This is a genomic window from Pseudomonas sp. Irchel s3b2, from assembly GCF_900187445.1.
GTDB lineage: Bacteria > Pseudomonadota > Gammaproteobacteria > Pseudomonadales > Pseudomonadaceae > Aquipseudomonas.
On record NZ_FYEB01000001.1, the window covers coordinates 1,272,840 to 1,291,849 of the forward strand.

Sequence of the window (19,010 nt, forward strand, 5' to 3'; positions counted from 1 at the left end):
GCGACCATCGGCGTGAGCTTGAAACGCCTCGCGGATGGGAGTACCGTCTGCGCCTTAGAAGGGCACCTTTGGTGTACCTGTGAGTAGGGCAAACGCTCGAAAACGGTGCGGCAGAGAGGCTAGATAGCGAATCCAGTAGTATGTGCAGGGCCAATGCCCAGCCTGCTACGCCAACCTAATTCTGGCGCCGTTTGCCCACATGCCAAAAACCAGTGCCACGCTGCTGATAATCGATGATGACGAAGTAGTGCGCGCGAGCCTCGCGGCCTACTTGGAAGACAGTGGTTTCAGTGTCCTGCAGGCCAGCAATGGCCAGCAGGGTCTTCAGGTATTCGAGCAAGACAAGCCCGACTTGGTCATCTGCGATCTGCGCATGCCGCAGATGGGCGGACTCGAACTCATTCGCCAGGTCACTGAGCTCTCGCCGCAAACCCCGGTAATCGTGGTGTCGGGCGCCGGCGTGATGAACGACGCGGTCGAGGCTCTGCGCCTGGGCGCGGCGGACTACCTGATCAAGCCTCTCGAAGATCTGGCTGTGCTCGAGCATTCCGTGCGCCGAGCCCTGGATCGCGCGCGCCTGCTGCTGGAAAATCAGCGCTACCGCGAGAAGCTGGAAAAGGCTAACCGGGAGCTCGAAGCCAGCCTGAACCTGCTCCAGGAAGACCAGAACGCCGGTCGCCAGGTGCAGATGAACATGCTTCCGGTCAGCCCCTGGAGAATCAACGAGTTCCAGTTTGCGCATCAGATCATCCCGTCGCTGTACCTGTCGGGCGATTTCGTCGATTACTTTCGGGTCGACGAGCGTCGAGTAGCGTTCTACCTGGCGGACGTTTCCGGTCATGGCGCCTCTTCAGCCTTCGTCACCGTTCTGTTGAAGTTCATGACCACGCGCTTGCTGTTCGAATCCAAGCGCAACGGCACGTTGCCAGAATTCAAGCCTTCAGAGGTTCTTGGTCATATCAACCGGGGCCTGATCAGTTGTAAGCTGGGTAAACACGTCACAATGGTCGGTGGAGTCATCGACGAGGAGACCGGTTTGTTGACCTATAGCATCGGCGGTCATCTGCCGTTGCCTGTGTTGTACACGCCAGACAGTGTTCGTTATCTGGAAGGGCGCGGTCTGCCGGTGGGCCTCTTCAATGAAGCCACCTATGAAGACCACGTACTGGAATTGCCGTCAGTGTTCAGCCTGACGCTGATGTCTGATGGCATTTTGGACCTTTTGCCAGAACCCACACTCAAAGATAAAGAAGCTGCTTTGCCTCAACGGGTGAAGGCAGCGGGCGGCAGCCTGGATGGTCTGCGCCAGATTTTTGGATTGGCCACGCTAGGGGAGATGCCGGATGATATCGCCCTGTTGGTGTTGAGCAGGAATCTTTAATGAGTACCGGTAGAATCCAGTTCGCCGAGCAGGACGGCACCTTCGTCCTGAAGTTCGTCGGTGAAGTTCGCCTGACCCTGTGTTCGGCGTTGGATGCGACTATTGAGCGGATCTTCACCGCGTTGAATTTCAACGCCATCGTGATCGACCTGACCGAAACCCGCAGCATCGACAGCACCACCCTGGGCCTGCTGGCCAAACTGTCGATCCTGTCGCGGCAAAAGGTCGGCCTGCTGCCGACCGTCGTCACCACCCACGAAGACATCACCCGTCTGCTGCAGTCCATGGGCTTCGAGCAAGTGTTCAACATCGTTGACCGCCCGATCCCATGCCCTGAATGCCTGACCGACCTGCCAGATCAGGATCAGTCCGAAGAAGTGGTGCGCGTCAAAGTCCTCGAAGCGCACAAAATCCTTATGGGCCTGAACGACTCCAACCGTGAGGCGTTTCATGACCTGGTGAATGCGCTGGAGCGTCACTGATCCTTTGAAGTGATGGGGGGCGCTCAGACCCCATCGCGAGCAGGCTCGCTCCCACACCGATCTCAGCCATACCATAAACCCTGTAGGAGCAGGCTTGCCCGCGAAGGCGCCATAACGATCGCCACATCCTTCAGCGCGAAGCCCATTCAATACCACCGTCGACGCACAAAAAAAGGGCGAACCCATCAAGGTTCGCCCTTTTTGCATTGCGCTGAACTAGATCACAGCTTGGCCTGCAATAACGCCTCAAGCTTCTCCTGATCCCGAGCAAACTGACGAATCCCCTCAGCCAGCTTCTCAGTCGCCATCGCATCCTCGTTGGACAACCAACGGAACTGCGCTTCATTCAAGCTCAGACGCGCTTCACCGGCATGCCCCGGCGCCAATTTGCGCTCCAGCTTGCCAGTATCCGCCGCCAGCTTCTCCAGCAGATCCGGGCTAACGGTCAGACGATCACAACCGGCCAACTGCTCGATCTGATTCAGATTACGGAAGCTCGCGCCCATCACCACAGTCTTGTAGTCGTTGGCCTTGTAGTAGTTGTAGATACGCGTCACCGACTGCACGCCCGGATCATCCGCGCCGGTGTAGTCGTTGCCGGTGGATTTCTTGTACCAGTCGTAGATGCGGCCCACGAATGGCGAAATCAGAAACACCCCGGCATCGGCGCAAGCGGCAGCCTGAGCGAAGGAGAACAGCAGCGTCAGGTTGCACTGAATGCCTTCTTTTTCCAGCTTCTCGGCGGCACGAATGCCTTCCCAGGTCGAAGCGATCTTGATCAGCACACGGTCACGGCCAACGCCGGCCTTTTCGTACAGGTCGATCAGACGGTGCGCACGCTTCAATACGGCGTCAGTGTCGAACGACAGGCGCGCATCCACTTCAGTGGAAATACGACCCGGTACAACCTTCAGAATTTCTTGCCCTACCGCAACGCCAAAACGGTCGCTGGCCAGGCCCACATCGCCTTTGCAGTCGTGAACGCAAGCGTTCAGCAACTCGGCATAGGCAGGAATGGCTGCCGCTTTGAGTAGCAGGGAAGGGTTGGTGGTGGCGTCCACGGGTTTAACGCGAGCGATTGCTTCGAAGTCGCCGGTGTCGGCAACCACGGTGGTCATTTGTTTGAGTTGTTCCAGCTTGGAAGTCATGAGCGTGCTCTGTCCTATGGGTCCAATGACATTACCCGAGCGCTTGCAGCCACTCAAGGGCGTGTACGTGTATCGATGGCCCCTGCGGCAACATCCTGAAAACGGATGTTTGAAAGGCGGGGCGGGGTGTCGGTAAATACGATGCTGAAATGGGGGGCAGGTTCAATGCAAGTGACGGTTAGCGTGCTGAGCAGGCCTGGGCCATGTCCTCAATGCATACCGGTTTAGCCGGTTGCGGATTAGACCTTTGAGCGCTCGGGCCGAACAAGTGGCGGCCACGATTTCAACGCTGCCATTTTTTAACGAAACAAGAGCGGTAGGGGATTCAGCGCCCCTCCAACAACTCCGCCGCCTGATCCAGCAACGCAAAAGGCTCTTTAGCCTTGTGAATATCCACCGACAACAACTGCCGAAACTTGCGCGCCCCCGGAAAGCCGGTGCCCAGCCCCAACACATGCCGAGTGATGTGATGCATCGCGCCACCCGCCAGCAAATGCTCGGCAATATAAGGCCGCAACTGCGCCAGTGCCTCGGCCCGGCTGATCACCGGCGCCTTGCTGCCGAACAGCTGCTGATCCACCTCAGCCATCACATAAGGATTGTGATACGCCTCACGGCCCAGCATCACGCCGTCAAACGTCTGCAGATGCTCGTGACAAGCCTCCAGTGTCTTGATCCCGCCGTTGAGAATAATCTCCAACTCCGGAAAATCCGCCTTCAACCGCGCCGCCACGTCATAGCGCAGGGGTGGAATGTCGCGGTTCTCCTTCGGCGACAACCCCTCCAGAATCGCAATCCGCGCATGCACGGTAAAACTCGTGCACCCGGCATCCCGAACCGTGCCGACGAAATCACACAGCTGCTCGTAACTGTCCCGCCCATTGATCCCGATCCGATGCTTCACCGTCACCGGAATCGACACCGCATCACGCATCGCCTTCACACAATCAGCCACCAACTGCGGATGCCCCATCAGGCACGCGCCGATCATATTATTCTGCACCCGATCACTCGGGCAGCCGACATTCAGATTCACCTCGTCGTAGCCGTGCTCCTGGGCCATGCGTGCGCAGGCTGCCAGGTCCAAGGGAACGCTGCCGCCGAGTTGCAGGGCGAGCGGGTGTTCGGCTTCGTTGTGACGCAGGAAGCGCTCGTGATCGCCGTTGAGGAGCGCGCCGGTAGTGACCATTTCGGTGTAGAGGAGGGCGTGTTTGGAGAGTAGGCGTAGGAAGAAACGGCAGTGGCGGTCTGTCCAGTCCATCATGGGGGCGACGGAAAAGCGGCGGGAGAGCGGGGCGGGTGTGGCAGTGATTGGGGGCATTGGCGTTTCTGGAATGGGTGAGGCTGGGAGGTGGGGAGTTTATCAGGATTGGGCTTGCGGGGCTCAGGTGAGTCTTGCTGCGGTAGTTCAGGAGGAGTGAACACGGGAAATGGGAGGGATTCAGCGAGATAGCGCGGGTAAATAGATCAGTCCCATTTTTTCCTTTCAACAGTCGTCTAAATCGGGGTAGCTGAGTTTGCCCAATATCCAGGGATCTATGATGTCACTGTGCATCGTCCGCAAGAACGACGACCATTCGCTGCGATTGTGGGCATCTGGTCCGATAATCGTCAGCAACAGATACTCATCCCTGAAATAGTCATAGGCGTAGATGAGCCAGAAGTCATTATCAGAATCATTCGCTTGCGCCGTGCGGTAATACTGACGGTTGATCTTGGCCCAGCGAACTTGCGTTTCTTGCGAGTTCGCCAGATGGATATGATGCATCTCGCTTAAGTCGAGCTTTTCGTCTCGACCGAAAATAGCAGGCAGTTCGCCGCATACCTTGTAGTTATAAAAGTGCGCAGCGAAGTTTTGCCAATTGTTTATTTCTTCAAAAAGCACAGAGATTTTGATTGCCGGCATCCAAGCCTACTTTGTAACGGGCAGCTTGCCAGTAATCACAAAGGTATCGAACACTTTCTGCCCATCACGCGCGGCTTGCCGAACATCAAGGAATGTCAGCTCATGCGGAACGGCCTTTTTGTTGGGTTTGTCGACTTTTTTGGTGGTGGCCATCGGAGCCTCCGAGGGATGTGTATTCATACTGACCAGCTTATGTGATTAATCGAACTCAGACAAACAGCGGCCACTGAACTGCGACCTGCGCAGCCTTCCCCCCCAGGGCTTTGAAGTGCAAGGGCCACCCCGAAAGGCGTGACACGCCATATGGGCGTCGGCTGGACTATAAGCCTCGTGACAAAGGCACAGCAATGCGCAAGTGTACGGACAATTCCTGACGTCGTGTAGGACGTTGCTTTTTTGGAGGTTGGACTCGTTTGTAGCCATGGTGATGGTGCATTGCCAACAGTTCGATGGCCATAGCCCCAACAAGTTAAACCTCGGCGGAAGCACCATCGGCAACAGCTTTAATGAATACAGCTCGAACTTGCTGCACGATTAAGGGGGACGCAACGGCTGAGGTGTTCCCGCCGTTGCGTGATCTGCCTGATACATCGCGCGTTCTGATTTTGCGACTGCTGTGCAATCGAACGCAGCTGCTACATGGTGTATGTAGCGAGCTATTTCGCCTCTGGCACCGCGATCCACTGACCCAGAATTTTCTGGTAATTCCCCGTCACCTTGGCCAAGTGCAGCCACTGGTCGACATACAACTTCCAACTAATGTCATCACGCGGCAACAGATAAGCCTTCTCCCCATATTGCATGTATTGCGTCGGGTTCACCGCGCACAAACCGGGTTTGAGCTTCTGCTGATACAGCGCCTCTGAAGCATCGGTAATCATCACGTCAGCCTTCTTATCCAGCAGCTCCTGGAAGATGGTCACGTTGTCGTGCAGCCGCAATTGCGCCTTGGGCAGAAAGGCGTGGACGAAGGCTTCGTTGGTGCCGCCGGCTGGTTCGACCAGGCGAACCGAAGGTTGGTTGATTTGTTCAATGGTCTGGTATTTCGCCAGATCTTCGCAGCGCACCAACGGGATTTTGCCGTCGACATCCAGTGTGGTGCTGAAGAAGGCTTTTTTCTGGCGTTCCAGTGTGACGGAGATGCCGCCGACGCCGATGTCGCATTTGCCCGCGAGCATGTCGGGCATCAGGGTTTTCCAGGTGGTCTGGACCCACTCAACCTTCACGCCCAGGCTGTCGGCCAGCGAGCGGGCCATGGCGATGTCGATCCCTGAGTATTCGCCGTCTTCAGCTTTGTAGGTATAGGGTTTGTAGTCGCCTGTCGTACAAACCCGCAGTTGGCCTTGTTGCAGGACGGAGTCCAGATGCGAAGGGTTTTCCTGTGCCTGAGCGCCGTTGGCTAGCGCGAGCAGGCCGCAGAGCATCATTGTGCTTTTTAGGTTTTTCATTGTTATCGGGCTTTTGTGATGGAGTGGGGGCAAGGCGGGATCAGTGTAGTGAAACCGCTTCTTGACTGTCATCCAATCACAGTGGAGAGGCCGCAGCGGACGCACGATGCCACGACATCCACCGATGGCCCGGCTCAATGACAGCAACAACTGGAGCCCCCGAACCCGGACGTTTTCCTGACACGCTCATCACTGTCTGCGGCTAGCAGACTTGCCGGATAACCAGCCTCCGTCAGCGCCGAGATCAACACCTTGCTTTGTACATCGCCCGTCACCTTGACCCGGCCATGGTCCAGATCGACAGTCACCTCGCCAACCCCCGCCAGCGGTTGCAGCGCCGCGTTGACGTGTTTGACGCAACTGCCGCAGCTCATGCCCTCAACTTGCAGTTCAATACTGTTCATGGATAAAACCTCTTTGGTGGCGGCGCCCATCAGCGCTTGAAGTCATCGTTGACCTTGTCACGATGGCAAGGTCAAGCGCTTGTTTCGTGCTCAGTCAATCGAGGCCTGGCGCAGGCGCAAGGCGTTAAACACCACTGAGGCAGAGCTCACGCTCATGGCCAGTGCAGCCACCAACGGGGACAGCAGATGCCCGGTCAGCGGGTAGAACAATCCGGCGGCGAGGGGGATGCCCATGGCGTTGTAAGCCAGGGCAAAAGCCAGGTTCTGGTGCATGTTGCGTACGGTTGCCACTGACAGACTGCGGGCATGCAGAATGCCGAGCAGGTCGCCCTTGACCAGGGTGACTTGAGCGCTGTTCATGGCGACATCGGTGCCGGTGCCCATGGCGATACCGACGTCGGCACGGGCGAGGGCCGGGGCGTCGTTGATGCCATCGCCGGCCATTGCCACACGGTGCCCGCGTTCCTGCAATCCGGCGGCCAAGCGCTCCTTGTCCTGAGGTTTGACCTCGCCGTGGACTTCTTCGATGCCCAGTTGGCGGGCGACGGCGCGGGCGGTGGTGAGGCCGTCTCCGGTCGCCATAATTACCTGTACGCCATCGGCTTGCAGGCGTTCGACGGCGAGCCGGGTCGTGGGTTTGATCGGGTCGGCGACGGCGAGTAGCCCTGCGAGCACGCCATCCACGGCCAGGTACATGATGCTGGTTCCGTCGCTGCGCAGCTGCTCAGCGTGGGGCTGCAGGGTTTCGATGGCGACGCCGGCTTCAGCCATCAGGGCGGTGTTGCCCAGTTGAACACGGTGCCCGTCGACTTGTCCGCGCACGCCAATCCCTGACGCCGATTCGAACGTCTGCGCTGTGCTCAACACCAGGCCGTTGGTGCGAGCGCGCTCGACGATGGCATGGGCCAACGGGTGCTCGCTGCCCTGGTCGAGGCTGGCGGCCAGGCGAAGCACTTCGTCGGCACTGTAGCCCGGCGCAGGTTCGACGCTGTGGAACGCCGGGCGACCTTCGGTAAGGGTGCCGGTTTTGTCCACGATCAGGATGTCGACCTTGCGCAGGTTCTCGATCGCCGCCGCATCCCGGAAGAGCACGCCGCTGCTGGCAGCCTTACCGGTGGCGACCATCACCGACATCGGTGTGGCCAGGCCGAGGGCGCACGGGCAGGCGATGATCAGCACGGCCACCGCATTGATGAGGCCGAACACCCAGCTCGGTTGCGGCCCCCACAGCCCCCAGCCGACAAAGGTCAGAACGGCGATGACGATCACTGCCATGACGAAATAGCCGGCAATCACGTCTGCCAGGCGTTGCATCGGTGCCTTGGAGCGTTGTGCCTGGACCACCATCTGCACAATTTGCGCGAGCACGGTCGATGAGCCCACTTTCTGCGCCTGCATCACCAGGCTGCCGTGGGTATTGAGCGTGGCGCCGATCAGCCCGTCGCCAGGGCGTTTCATCACGGGGACCGGCTCGCCTGTGAGCATGGACTCGTCCACCGCGCTTTCCCCCTGCAGCACCACACCGTCGACCGGGACCTTTTCACCGGGACGCACGCGCAAGGTGTCGCCGCTGTGCACATGGCTCAGGGCAATGTCCGCTTCGCTGCCATCGGCGTTGATCCGGCGCGCGGTCTTGGGCGCCAGGCCGAGCAGCGATTTGATTGCGGCCGAGGTTTGCGAGCGCGCCTTGAGTTCGAGCATTTGTCCGAGCAGTGTCAAGGAGATGATCACCGCCGCCGCTTCGTAGTACACGCCAATCCGGCCATCCATCATGAAGGTGGCTGGAAACAGGCCGGGTGCCAGCGTGGCGGCAAGGCTGTAGAGGAAGGCTGCGGCGGTACCGAGGCCGATCAGCGTCCACATGTTGGGGCTGAGCTGGATGATCGAGCGCACGCCGCGCACATAGAACGGCCAGCCGGCCCACAGCACGACAGGCGCGGCGAGCACCAATTCGACCCCGTTCTGTGTAGCGCCGTGAAACAGACTCAAGGCATGACCACCCATGGCCAGCGCGGTGACGGCCAGAGTCAGTGGCAGGGTCCACCAGAAGCGCCGGGAAAAGTCCTCGAGCTCAGGATTGCTTGCTTCCTCCAGTTCGGGCAATACCGGTTCCAGGGTCATGCCGCACTTGGGGCATGTACCCGGGCCGCGTTGGCGGATTTCCGGGTGCATGGGGCAGGTGTACTCTTTTTCGGTCGCCGCCGACTCCGGTGCCTGCTGCGTCTGAGCAGGTGACTTGAGGTCATCCGGATGTCCGTTATGGCGATGCATGGGTCAGTGCCTGCCACCGTGGTGATGGCCAAACAGGTGCATCAGCGGGCACAGCAATAGAATCAAGTAGGGCAGAATCGGAGAGATATGGCCGTAATGCTCGCGGGCCAGGTAAAACAGACCGATCACTAGCAGCATGCCCAGTGCGATGCCGGGTTTGCTGCGCCAGAAGGAGGGGGCTGGAGGCGTCGAGGGCGGTGAGTGGTTCATGTGGCGAGCTCCATTCTGACGAAAGTGTCCTGAGGTTTCGTCCTGCCAAACCGGCCAATGCGAACCTCAGCGACGAATGAGATTTATTGGCCCATCGGCATCTTCATCATGCTGGATTGCTGATCCATCATTTTCATCATCATGTCCATCATCGCCGTGCCTTGGCCGTCCTTGCCGCCGGACATGCCTTTGCCCATCCCCATTCCCATGCCTGTGCAATGGTCGTGCATCATGCCCATGCTGTTTTTCATCGTGGTCATGGCTTCCTGCATCGCCGCCTGGCGCTCGGCCGGGGTTTTGGCGGCGATCATTTTGTCGTGGGCCGCCTGCATTTTCTGCATCTGTTCGCTCATGGCCTTGTCTTGCATGGGCGTGGATTGGGTGGCGTCGCTCATAGGGGCGGCAGGCGCTGTTTCGGGGTGATGTTCGTCGGTGGCCAGCACTGGCAATGGGCTGCTGATGAGCAGTGCGGCTATGAGCGATTTGACGTAGCTGTGCATGACAATCTCCACAATATCAGGGGGATCGGCAGCGCTAGGCAGCTGCGGATCAGAGCATGTCGTGTTCCCGATAGAAGGGAATAATCCCGAACTTACGCTACGACCTGAGGGCGTTGTTGATCCACATCAAATAATGTCTCCAGGCTTATTGCGCTGCCATTTCCATTTCCGGACTCAACGTTCCCAGCCACGCCACCAGTCCCACAATCAACACCGCCGCTGCCAACTCCACCACCACACTGCGCCGCAGCGCATTGGCGGCGACCGTGTATTGCCCGTTCTGCAGCGACCGCTCCAAAAACGGCCCAAGGTGAAACCGGTTCAACGCGGCAAGCACGAGCATCCCGGCAAACAGCACCACTTTGATGAACAGCAAAACCCCATAAGTAGTGAGAAAAACTTCATCCAGCTTCGGCCCGACGATGAACAGATAATTCACAACCCCCGTCACCGTGATGACCACCACGATGACCGCGCCAATCACCTCAAATCGATTGACCGCGCGTGCCAGCAACCTGATGTGGGCTTCAGTTTGCAGAGCGTTGGTTTTCGCCATCAGGGCAAACGCCACCAATGCACCCAACCATGCCCCCGCCACCAGCAGGTGCAGAATGTCTACCGCGAAATGCCAATCACGACGACTGCCTTCATCCATCGCGCCATGCCCGTTCCAGGCCAGGCTGGAGAGGGCGATACCGCCGGCAAAAGCCGCGACCCACAAGCTGAAGCCAGGCGCACGGAGCATCACCGCTAAACCAGCGACCACCAGCGCAACGGTGCGAGCCATGCAGGCCAATCCCACGTCCGTTTCAAGCATCATCATCTCGATGTGCGGACGCAACTCGGCGAAGTCCGATTCCCCGCTCATGGCACTCGCCATCATCAGCATGCTGGCAACGGATAACACCACACCCAGCACTGCCGTCCCCGCCAACATCGACCGGAACGGCAACACTGCGCCCGACATCCGTTCTTGCCCTTTAAGGCTGTACAGCCCAAAAAGCGCCAACCCAAACAACAGCATCAGATCCATATACAACGCAAAGCGCAGGGCAATGCTGATTGAGTCGCTCATCCATCACTTCACTTTGAACGTAACGTTGCCGGTGATCGGGTGAGTGTCCGAAGACACGGCGCGCCATTCGACTTTGTAGCTGCCGGTGGGCAGTGGCGAGAGCGGGGTGATGACCATGGTTTTCGGGTCGCTGCCGCCGGAGACTTTGGCCTTCATCGGCATGGGCGAGTGGGCCATGCCGGGCATGGCCGTCATGACCAGTTTGGCGCCGGAGAATTGGGTCACGAGGTTTTCGGAGAAGCGCAGTTCGATAGTGCTCGGTGCTGCGCCTTCCGCGCCTTCAGCCGGGGTAGAGGAGAGCAGTTTCGGATGGGCTTGAGCCAGTGCGCTCATGAGCAGCCCGGTGGAAAGTGCGATGGCAATAGCGGTGGTTTTGATTGTGCGCATGCAAGGCCTCTTACCGCTTTAAGCGGTTGATTTTTAGGTTTTTGAGTTAATACATTTAGAACCACAATCGAACGCCGACGACGAGGCGGGCTTCGCTGCGGTCCTCGCCTTCGTCCTTGGCGTAATCGGCGGTTTTGCCATAGGTGCGGTTCCAGGTCACGCCGATATAGGGCGCGAATTCCCGGCGGATTTCATAACGCAATCGCAGGCCGGCTTCGGTGTTGGACAGCCCGGAGCCGATGCCCCGTTGCGGGTCGTTTTTGCCGTAGACGTTGAGCTCGGCGGTCGGCTGCAAAATCAGCCGGTTGGTGAGCAGGATGTCGTAGTCGCCTTCCAGCCGTGCGGCGGTCTGGCCACCTTCGCCGATGAAGGCCGTGGCTTCGGCTTCGAAGTTGTACAGCGCCATGCCTTGCACGCCGAACGCGGCCCAGGTTTGCGGATCGCCGGGTTTGAAATCCTGACGCACGCCGGTCACCACGTCCCACCAGGGGGAGATGGCGTGACCCCAGAGGGCCTGGACTTCCGCATCTTCGGTTTTGCCATTGACACGTTCGCCTTCGGAGCGCAGCCACAGGCGATCGATGTCGCCGCCAATCCAGCCGGACAGATCCCACGCCAATGCGCTGCCGTCGTCGGCGTCCTGCCATTCGAGTTTGTCGGCGAGGAAATAATAGTTGAGTGCGGTGTCATGTACGGCGTGGCCGGCAGGGCTGGCGTACACGGCGGCGCGGTCGGCATCGGTCAGTGCCGGGATCGGCGTGCGGCTTTGGGTCGGCGCGGCGGGCTGCATCTGGCCGTCGTCCATGCTCTGCATTTGACTGTGGTCCATGCTCTGCATTTGGCTGTGATCCATGCCCGGCATCTGGCTATGGTCCATGCCCTGCATGTCATCGGTAGCGGCCATGGCTGAAGAAGCCGTGAGGCCAGCGAGCGCCAAAGCGAGGCGGGTAGAGCGAATCAGTCTGGTCATGGGTAGCGCCTCATTCTTCCACGCGAACTTCACGGAACATGCCCATTTCCATGTGGTACAGGAGATGGCAGTGATAGGCCCAGCGGCCGAGCGCATCGGCGGTGACCCGATAGCTGCGCCTTGATCCCGGTGGCATGTCGATGGTGTGTTTGCGCACCATGAACTGGCCGTTCTCGTCTTCGAGGTCGCTCCACATACCATGTAAATGAATGGGGTGAGTCATCATCGTATCGTTGACCAGGACGATGCGGATTCGCTCGCCGTACTTGAAGCGCAGCGGTTCGGCGTCGGAGAATTTCACGCCGTCGAACGACCAGGCGAACTTCTCCATGTGGCCGGTCAGATGCAGCTCGATGGTGCGGCCGGGTTCGCGGCCATCCGGGTCTTCGAAGGTGCTGCGCAGGTCGGAGTAGGTCAGCACGCGGCGGCCGTTGTCGCGCAGGCCAAGGCCCGGGTCGTCGAGTTTCGGCGAGGTGCTCATGGCTTGCATGTCCACCAGCGGGTTGTCTTTTTCCGTGTCGGGATGGGATTGCATGCCAGCCATGCCGCTGTGATCCATCCCCGCCATGTCACCGTGATCCATCCCGCCCATGCCCATGTCATCCATGGTCACCAGCGGTCGTGGATCCAGCGGTGGCACCGGCGCCGACAACCCGGCCTTCGCCGCAAGCGTGCCTCGCGCATAACCGGTTCGATCCATCGATTGCGCGAACAGGGTGTAGGCGTCCTGGGTCGGCTCGACGATCACATCGAAGGTCTCTGCCACCGCGATGCGGAATTCATCGACGCTCACCGGTTTGACGTATTGACCATCTGCCGCGACCACGGTCATTTTCAGGCCGGGGATGCGCACGTCGAAGTACGTCATCGACGAGCCGTTGATGAAACGCAGTCGCAGCTTTTCGCCGGGGCGGAATACGCCGGTCCAGTTCATGTTCGGCGCCTGGCCGTTCATCAAGTAGGTATAAGTGGCACCGCTGACGTCAGCCAGATCGGTGGGGTTCATGTTCATCTCGGCCCACATCTTGCGATCGGCAACCGTCGAGCCCCAGCCTTTCTCGCTGACATCGTGGATGAAATCGCCCACGGTGCGCTTGTGGTAGTTGTAGTAGTCCGATTGTTTCTTGAGTTTGCTCATCAGGCCGACGGCATCTTCGTCGGTCCAGTCGGTCAGCATCACCACGTAATCGCGGTCGTACTGGAACGGCTCTGGCTCCCTGGCGTCGATCACCAATGGTCCGTAAACCCCGGACTGTTCCTGAAAGCCCGAATGGCTGTGGTACCAGTAAGTGCCGTTCTGCCGGACCTTGAACTGGTAGACGTACATCCCATCCGGTTCGATGCCGTGAAAGCTCAGGCCCGGTACGCCGTCCATGTTGGCCGGCAGCAAGATGCCGTGCCAGTGAATCGAGGTGGTGTCCTTGAGTTTGTTCTTCACCCGCAACGTGACGGTGTCGCCTTCACGCCAGCGCAGCAGAGGGCCGGGAATGCCGCCGTTGATGGTCATCGCGGTGAGAGGGTTGCCAGTGATGTTGACCGGAGTTTCGCCGATGAACAGGTCGAACTCGGTACCGGCCATCACGTTTGGTTCGCCAGGGTTGGTGACCGCCCAGACCGGCGTGCGCCACAGCCCGAGGCCAGCGAGGACTCCGCCAGCGGCGAGGCCCTTCACGAAGGTGCGTCTTGAGGTGTTGGAATGCATGCCGTTTTTCCCGTCCGTCAATCTGGTGAAGCCCTCAGGTCCATCCTGAGCGGAGGAAGAGAACTTCTATAAGAGGAGGATAGTGGGCGGCGCCTTTCAGCAGACTGAGGCGAAGATTACATTTCTGACAGTTTCACTCCGTGTTCAATGATTTCCAGTCGGCCTGGCCGAGTCCGCCACGGTGGCATTACCGCAATTGATATACGAAGAAGACTTCAACCAGCGCTGATCCGGATAGTAAGAAAACAACAGCTGCCCATCTTTCATCGAGTCGATCAGCTGATGTGCAATCGCAGGCCTCACCGCCGGGCAACCCAGGCTTCTGCCGATTCGGCCATTCGCCCGCGCCAGGTCGGGGCTGACATACGGCGCGCCATGAATCACGATCGCCCGTTCGAAAGCGTTGTCGTTGAAACCCGGTTCCAGACCTTCCATGCGCAACGAATAGCCGTTCTGCCCGACATAACTGGACTGGGTTCGGTACAAACCCAGGCTGGTGGCGTAACTGGCATTGCGGTTGGAGAACTGACGGGCCATGTTTTCGCCGCTGTTGCGACCGTGGGCGACCAGTTCGTGGAACAACAATTTGCGTTGTTTAAGGTCAAACACCCAAAGACGTTGCGCGGTCGAGGGCAGGGAATAATCGATGACTGCTAGTCTTTGAGCCGGGGCTGTGCTTCGAGCCCGGCTACATTGGGAGGCGCGTACGGCCAAGGCAATCACCTTGGCGTTGGCATTCGGGGCCGCTTTGATCAGCGCGGCTTCAAGCGAATCGGCGTAGGCTGCTGGTAAGGTAAAAGCGGTCAGCAACAGGGCCGTGATTAAAAAGCCGCAGCGGTCTAGGGCCATATGCAAGTCTCATCTGATAATTTCGAGTCTAGCAGCGCGCACGACGCTAGCCGGTTGAAAACGGGAGATTAAGGATTATCCATGGGGCAGTTAACAAGGTTATTCGTCATAAGCCGCATATTTTTTATGGGCTTTCTGATAAGCGGCATGGCAATTGCGGAAACTTCGCCGATTGAGCCGCCATCTCCCGTTAGCGTCGTTGCGGATGCGGCGCCTGGCGATTACGTTGCTCAAGCGATTCAGTCGACGCTGGCGCCATTGCGTTCGGCGTTTCCGCCGTTGCTTACATCGCCGGGTCATCAACGGGTCGACGTCAATCGAGCGGTGATGGACTTTTATAGCCATCGTGGCTATCGCGCCGCCTGGACGGACGATGACGATGTCGTCCAGTTGTTGAAAAGCCTGAGCGACACCGGGGTCGATGGCCTGGACCCTGAGGATTTTCGGATTGCCGAACTGGTCACGGCCAGAACGTCGATGCAGACAACAGCGCCAACCCCCGGGCAACAGGCTGCTTTTGATATCACCGCGACCCAGACGTTTATCACGGCGCTGCTGCAACTGCGGCGCGGCAAGGTCGACCCTTCGCGGCTGGACATCCATTGGAATTTCGATCCGGTTGGCATCGATCCTCGGGAGGACGTCAATCTTTTCTTCGCCGCCCTCGACAGCCATGACGTCGCGCGCGCGTTCGCCCAGGCGCCGCCCCAAGAAGCGATTTATGGCACGTTGCGGCAGGGCCTGGCGCAACTGCGCAGGGTTCGCGACAGTGGCGGCTGGCCAAAGATTCCAGGCGGGCAGACACTCAGGCCGGGTATGGACGACGCCTCGGTTGCGCAGTTGCGAGCCCGTTTGGTGGCGGGTGGTTACCTGGCTGCGAAAAAGAACGCGCGCTCCGACTACGACGACTCCGTCATGGCGGCGGTGAAGAAGTATCAGGCCGAGCAATACCTCGGTGCGGACGGTGTGGCAGGGCCGGCGACACTCGCGGCGCTGAATGTACCGGTCGAGGCGCGAATCGACCAGGTCCGCGTGAACATGGAGCGGGCGCGGTGGCTGCTGTACAAGCTTCAGGGCACCTTTGTCATCGTCGACATCGCCGGGTACAAGGTTTCGTTCTATCGCGATGGCAAGCTGATATGGCGCTCCCGGGTGCAGGTGGGAAAACCGTATCGCAGCACGCCGATTTTTCAATCGGAGATCACCTACGTCACGTTCAACCCGACCTGGACCGTGCCGCCGACCATTCTGGTCAAGGATATGCTGCCCAAGATTCGCAACAATCCCGGTTATCTTGATGCAAACCGGATTCGGGTGATCGATCGAGAAGGCAATGTGCTCGACCCGTTGACCGTCGATTGGGACAACCCGCGCGGCCTTACGCTGCGTCAGGATGCAGGGTCGGATAACTCGTTGGGGCAGGTGGTCATTCGCTTTCCCAATGACTACGCCATTTACCTGCACGACACGCCCCATCGCGAGTTGTTTGCGCAATCCAACCGCGCGACCAGCTCCGGTTGTATTCGGGTAGAAAACCCGCTGCAGTTGGTGGAGCTGTTGTTCAACGACCCGGTTCGCTGGAACAGCGCAGGGATTCAAAAGCAGCTGGTCAACGGCAAGACAGAGAACATCAGGCTCCCCGTGAAAGTGCCGGTGCTATTGGCCTACTGGACGGTAGACCTGAGCCTTGATGGGCGAGTGACGTTCAAGCCCGATGTGTATGGGTACGATAACCCGGTGTTGCGGGCACTGAATCTGCCTTCGGAGTGGCCGTCGCTGGACGGGAGGCGAGCGGTGCCTCCCTCGATGGCGGTGGGGCAAAGCAAGCTTTAAAGCCCCAGGCCTTCTTGTACCGCCAGCAGCAGATTGTGCTCCGTCAGCGCGATCGCATCCGGTTGTTGTCCGGACTGTTCGATCGCCTGAAGCCACCAATGCGTCTCGCCGTGTTCGTCCACGGTTCGCAATAGGGCGAGTTCCTTGTCTGTCGAATGAATCTCGATCCGCCCGGCACCGTCGGCGGTGAAGCGAGCGACAGGGTCGAAGGTGATGCTGTGGTGGTTGCCTTCGATCAGCAGTTGGTCGATGGCGTAATCGTAACTCGCCCCGTCCGGAGCCCTCTCGAACACGTGAGTGGAATTGCGTCGCAGCTTCAGGCCCACTTCGATCAGTGGCTGCAGCCAGGCTTCAATTCGGTGATACAGCTCGTAGACCTGGGCAGGCCAGCTGTCGATGGCCTGATCGGCGATGGTCGCGTCGGCACTGGTTTGCCGGGATTGTTTCAGCTTCTCGGCGAGCTCGTCTGCTTTACTCATTTCGATTTCCTGTCGTGATGTCAGTTAATCGTAGCTCCTTCAAGATAATGCGGTTTTGCCTTGCGTCATGTGATTGAAACGCCTGCGTGACAAAACGAGGCGGGATGCCGCGCCGTTCATTGCGTCGCTCAACAGCATAGCGTCACGACCATTGATCCCCCAACCCTCCGTTTACCCCGCACAACCCCGTAGACTAAGCGCACAAAAAATAAGCGTTTTGGGCCTCTGCCCCTGCCTTATCCTTTCAGGACTCGCTTTTGCCTATCCCCATTCCCGATCCGCACCACGTGCCCGATGGTGCCTTGAAGCGGCTGCCCCTGCTCAAAGCTGCGGTGCTGTTTATTGCAGCGGTATGCCTCTGCCTCTGTGGGCTGCTTTACCTGCAACTGGAGCAGTCGCGCCGTCACGATCTGGCGTTGGCCGAGGTGTCTTCGTCGAACCTGACCCGGGCCATGGCACAGCAGGCCGAAGACACGTTCATGAAAGCCGATCTGGTGCTGACCAGTCTGGTGGACTGGATTCAGGCTGAGGGTTTCGACGCTGCCCAGACGCCACGCTTGCAGAAAACCTTCGCGCGGCGAGTGCAGGCGCTGCATCAATTGCACGGGATATTTCTGTTCGACAGGCAGGGGCAATGGGTCGTTACGTCGTTCAAGAACCTGCCCCGTGGTCCAGGTGTGGCGGACCGTGATTATTTCCGGTTTCACCAGCAAAACGCGTCATCCCTTGCGCACATCGGCCCGGCAATTCGCAGTCGGGAAAATGGCGAGTGGATCATTCCGGTTTCCAAGCGGATAGACGACAAGAGCGGCGGTTTTCAGGGCGTGTTGCTGGCCGGGATCAAGATGTCGTACTTCGATCAGTTCTTCAAAAGCTTCAGTATCGATGATAACGGTGCGATGTTTTTGGGATTGACCGATGGAACACTGCTGGCGCGACGGCCGTTTGTGGAATCGCAGATCGGCACCTCATTGGTCCAGGGCGAGATTTTTCAGAAACTTCTGCCCAGCGCGACATCCGGCAACGCCATGATCGACTCGGTGGTGGATGGCATCGTCCGGTTGTATGGCTACCGTCAGCTCGATGCCTATCCAGTGGTGGTCGCGGCGGCATCTTCCAAAGACGCGATCCTCAAGGGCTGGTACGACACGGCGATTCAATCCAGTGTGATCGTCGCTCTGGTCGTCCTCGGCGTGGGGTTGTTCGGTTGGGTGTTCATTCATCAGGTGCGTGCGGGCGAGCGCATCGAGGCGGATTTGCGCAAGGCGCAGAAAACCCTCGAACTGATCGCTACCCATGACAGCCTGACCGGGTTGGCCAACCGTCGACTGTTCGAGCGGGCGCTGGAGGTCGAGTTCGGGCGCGGTGCCCGGCGGTCGAGTCCGCTGAGCCTGATCATGCTCGATATCGATTATTTCAAGCGCTATAACGACACCTACGGTCATGTGGCCGGGGACCATTGCCTGGCCGAAGTGGCGCGGGCACTGAAGAGTTGCTGTCACCGCAAAGCCGATCTGGCGGTGCGCTACGGCGGTGAAGAGTTTGCGGTGTTGCTGCCGGACACCGACATCCATGGTGCGCTGACGATCGCCGAGCAGATCCGCCGCAGCGTCATGGACAAGAACATCATCCACAGCGGCTCACCCACGGGCTACGTGACGGTCAGCCTTGGCTGTTATTCGTTTGTACCGACAGGGCACGACAGCACCGAAATGTTGATCAAACGCGCGGATGCGGCGCTGTATCAGGCCAAGCATTCGGGACGAAATCGTTCGGCGGTGTTGTCCATGGAAGGAGGCGCCGAGGCGCTGATGCGTTCGGACCGATGAGGCGTGCGGCCATCGATTGACAATGGCGATGTGATCTGTTCTTCAAGTGCGACAACGACTTGCGTTATTCAGGGGCGATGACCGAGCATGGCTGCTATGGTCTGTGGAGAGCCTGGCTGTCATGACGACAGACCAG

The 19,010-nt window shown here is 59.0% G+C and carries 19 protein-coding genes; 4 read left to right on the forward strand and 15 right to left on the reverse strand.

What is annotated here, in order from left to right; genetic code table 11:
• Nucleotides 1–199 precede the first annotated feature (199 nt).
• Nucleotides 200–1,381 carry a two-component system response regulator RssB gene (rssB, locus tag CKW20_RS05930; protein WP_095052082.1) on the forward strand — a complete coding sequence of 394 codons (1,182 nt, stop codon included), beginning with the start codon at nt 200–202 and terminating at the stop codon, nt 1,379–1,381.
• Nucleotides 1,381–1,863, forward strand: coding sequence for an anti-sigma factor antagonist RssC (gene rssC / locus CKW20_RS05935; RefSeq protein ID WP_007897104.1), 483 nt, complete (start codon nt 1,381–1,383; stop codon nt 1,861–1,863). The genes rssB and rssC overlap by 1 nt, the downstream gene beginning before the upstream one ends.
• 221 nt (nt 1,864–2,084) lie before the next feature.
• Here rssC and tal read toward each other — a convergent pair whose 3' ends face one another.
• The 14 genes from tal to CKW20_RS06000 form a co-directional block, all read right to left on the reverse strand.
• Nucleotides 2,085–3,011 (reverse strand): transaldolase, encoded by a 927-nt coding sequence (tal, locus tag CKW20_RS05940; RefSeq protein WP_095052084.1) that lies wholly within the window; start codon nt 3,009–3,011, stop codon nt 2,085–2,087.
• A gap of 325 nt (nt 3,012–3,336) precedes the next feature.
• A complete protein-coding gene (dusA, locus tag CKW20_RS05945) occupies nt 3,337–4,332 on the reverse strand; it encodes a tRNA dihydrouridine(20/20a) synthase DusA (RefSeq protein ID WP_095052086.1) in 996 nt (331 codons plus the stop codon).
• A gap of 165 nt (nt 4,333–4,497) precedes the next feature.
• Nucleotides 4,498–4,917: a type II toxin-antitoxin system YafO family toxin gene (locus CKW20_RS05950; protein ID WP_095052088.1), complete on the reverse strand. Its 420-nt coding sequence runs from the start codon at nt 4,915–4,917 to the stop codon at nt 4,498–4,500.
• 6 nt (nt 4,918–4,923) lie between these two features.
• Nucleotides 4,924–5,070 carry a hypothetical protein gene (locus CKW20_RS29525; protein ID WP_176466857.1) on the reverse strand — a complete coding sequence of 49 codons (147 nt, stop codon included), beginning with the start codon at nt 5,068–5,070 and terminating at the stop codon, nt 4,924–4,926.
• 503 nt (nt 5,071–5,573) lie between these two features.
• Entirely contained in the window at nt 5,574–6,365 is a 792-nt protein-coding gene (locus CKW20_RS05955) for a transporter substrate-binding domain-containing protein (RefSeq protein WP_095052090.1), read from the reverse strand.
• A 134-nt stretch (nt 6,366–6,499) separates the two neighbouring features.
• Nucleotides 6,500–6,769 carry a heavy-metal-associated domain-containing protein gene (locus CKW20_RS05960; protein WP_095052092.1) on the reverse strand — a complete coding sequence of 90 codons (270 nt, stop codon included), beginning with the start codon at nt 6,767–6,769 and terminating at the stop codon, nt 6,500–6,502.
• Nucleotides 6,770–6,859: 90 nt separating this feature from the next.
• Entirely contained in the window at nt 6,860–8,941 is a 2,082-nt protein-coding gene (locus CKW20_RS05965; protein ID WP_256585003.1) for a copper-translocating P-type ATPase, read from the reverse strand.
• A 102-nt stretch (nt 8,942–9,043) separates the two neighbouring features.
• Nucleotides 9,044–9,250, reverse strand: coding sequence for a DUF2933 domain-containing protein (locus tag CKW20_RS05970; RefSeq protein ID WP_095052093.1), 207 nt, complete (start codon nt 9,248–9,250; stop codon nt 9,044–9,046).
• An 83-nt stretch (nt 9,251–9,333) separates the two neighbouring features.
• Nucleotides 9,334–9,750 carry a hypothetical protein gene (locus CKW20_RS05975; RefSeq protein ID WP_095052094.1) on the reverse strand — a complete coding sequence of 139 codons (417 nt, stop codon included), beginning with the start codon at nt 9,748–9,750 and terminating at the stop codon, nt 9,334–9,336.
• Nucleotides 9,751–9,895: 145 nt separating this feature from the next.
• A complete protein-coding gene (gene copD, locus CKW20_RS05980; RefSeq protein ID WP_095052095.1) occupies nt 9,896–10,825 on the reverse strand; it encodes a copper homeostasis membrane protein CopD in 930 nt (309 codons plus the stop codon).
• A gap of 3 nt (nt 10,826–10,828) precedes the next feature.
• A complete protein-coding gene (gene copC / locus CKW20_RS05985) occupies nt 10,829–11,212 on the reverse strand; it encodes a copper homeostasis periplasmic binding protein CopC (RefSeq protein WP_095052096.1) in 384 nt (127 codons plus the stop codon).
• 55 nt (nt 11,213–11,267) lie between these two features.
• Nucleotides 11,268–12,182: a copper resistance protein B gene (locus CKW20_RS05990; RefSeq protein ID WP_095052097.1), complete on the reverse strand. Its 915-nt coding sequence runs from the start codon at nt 12,180–12,182 to the stop codon at nt 11,268–11,270.
• Nucleotides 12,183–12,192: 10 nt separating this feature from the next.
• On the reverse strand, nt 12,193–13,884 hold the full coding sequence (locus tag CKW20_RS05995) for a copper resistance system multicopper oxidase (RefSeq protein WP_095052098.1): 1,692 nt from the start codon (nt 13,882–13,884) through the stop codon (nt 12,193–12,195).
• Between the two features lie 144 nt (nt 13,885–14,028).
• Nucleotides 14,029–14,733, reverse strand: coding sequence for a murein L,D-transpeptidase catalytic domain family protein (locus CKW20_RS06000; RefSeq protein WP_095052099.1), 705 nt, complete (start codon nt 14,731–14,733; stop codon nt 14,029–14,031).
• Nucleotides 14,734–14,814: 81 nt separating this feature from the next.
• On the opposite strand from CKW20_RS06000, the gene CKW20_RS06005 reads away from it, so the two are divergent.
• Complete coding sequence (locus CKW20_RS06005) at nt 14,815–16,566, forward strand: murein L,D-transpeptidase (protein ID WP_095052100.1); 1,752 nt, start codon at nt 14,815–14,817, stop codon at nt 16,564–16,566.
• On the opposite strand, the gene CKW20_RS06010 is transcribed toward CKW20_RS06005, so the two are convergent.
• Nucleotides 16,563–17,045 (reverse strand): hypothetical protein, encoded by a 483-nt coding sequence (locus CKW20_RS06010; protein ID WP_095052101.1) that lies wholly within the window; start codon nt 17,043–17,045, stop codon nt 16,563–16,565. The genes CKW20_RS06005 and CKW20_RS06010 overlap by 4 nt on opposite strands.
• 257 nt (nt 17,046–17,302) lie before the next feature.
• Between CKW20_RS06010 and CKW20_RS06015 the strand changes: the two genes are divergently transcribed.
• Entirely contained in the window at nt 17,303–18,874 is a 1,572-nt protein-coding gene (locus CKW20_RS06015; protein ID WP_095052102.1) for a GGDEF domain-containing protein, read from the forward strand.
• Nucleotides 18,875–19,010 lie beyond the last annotated feature (136 nt).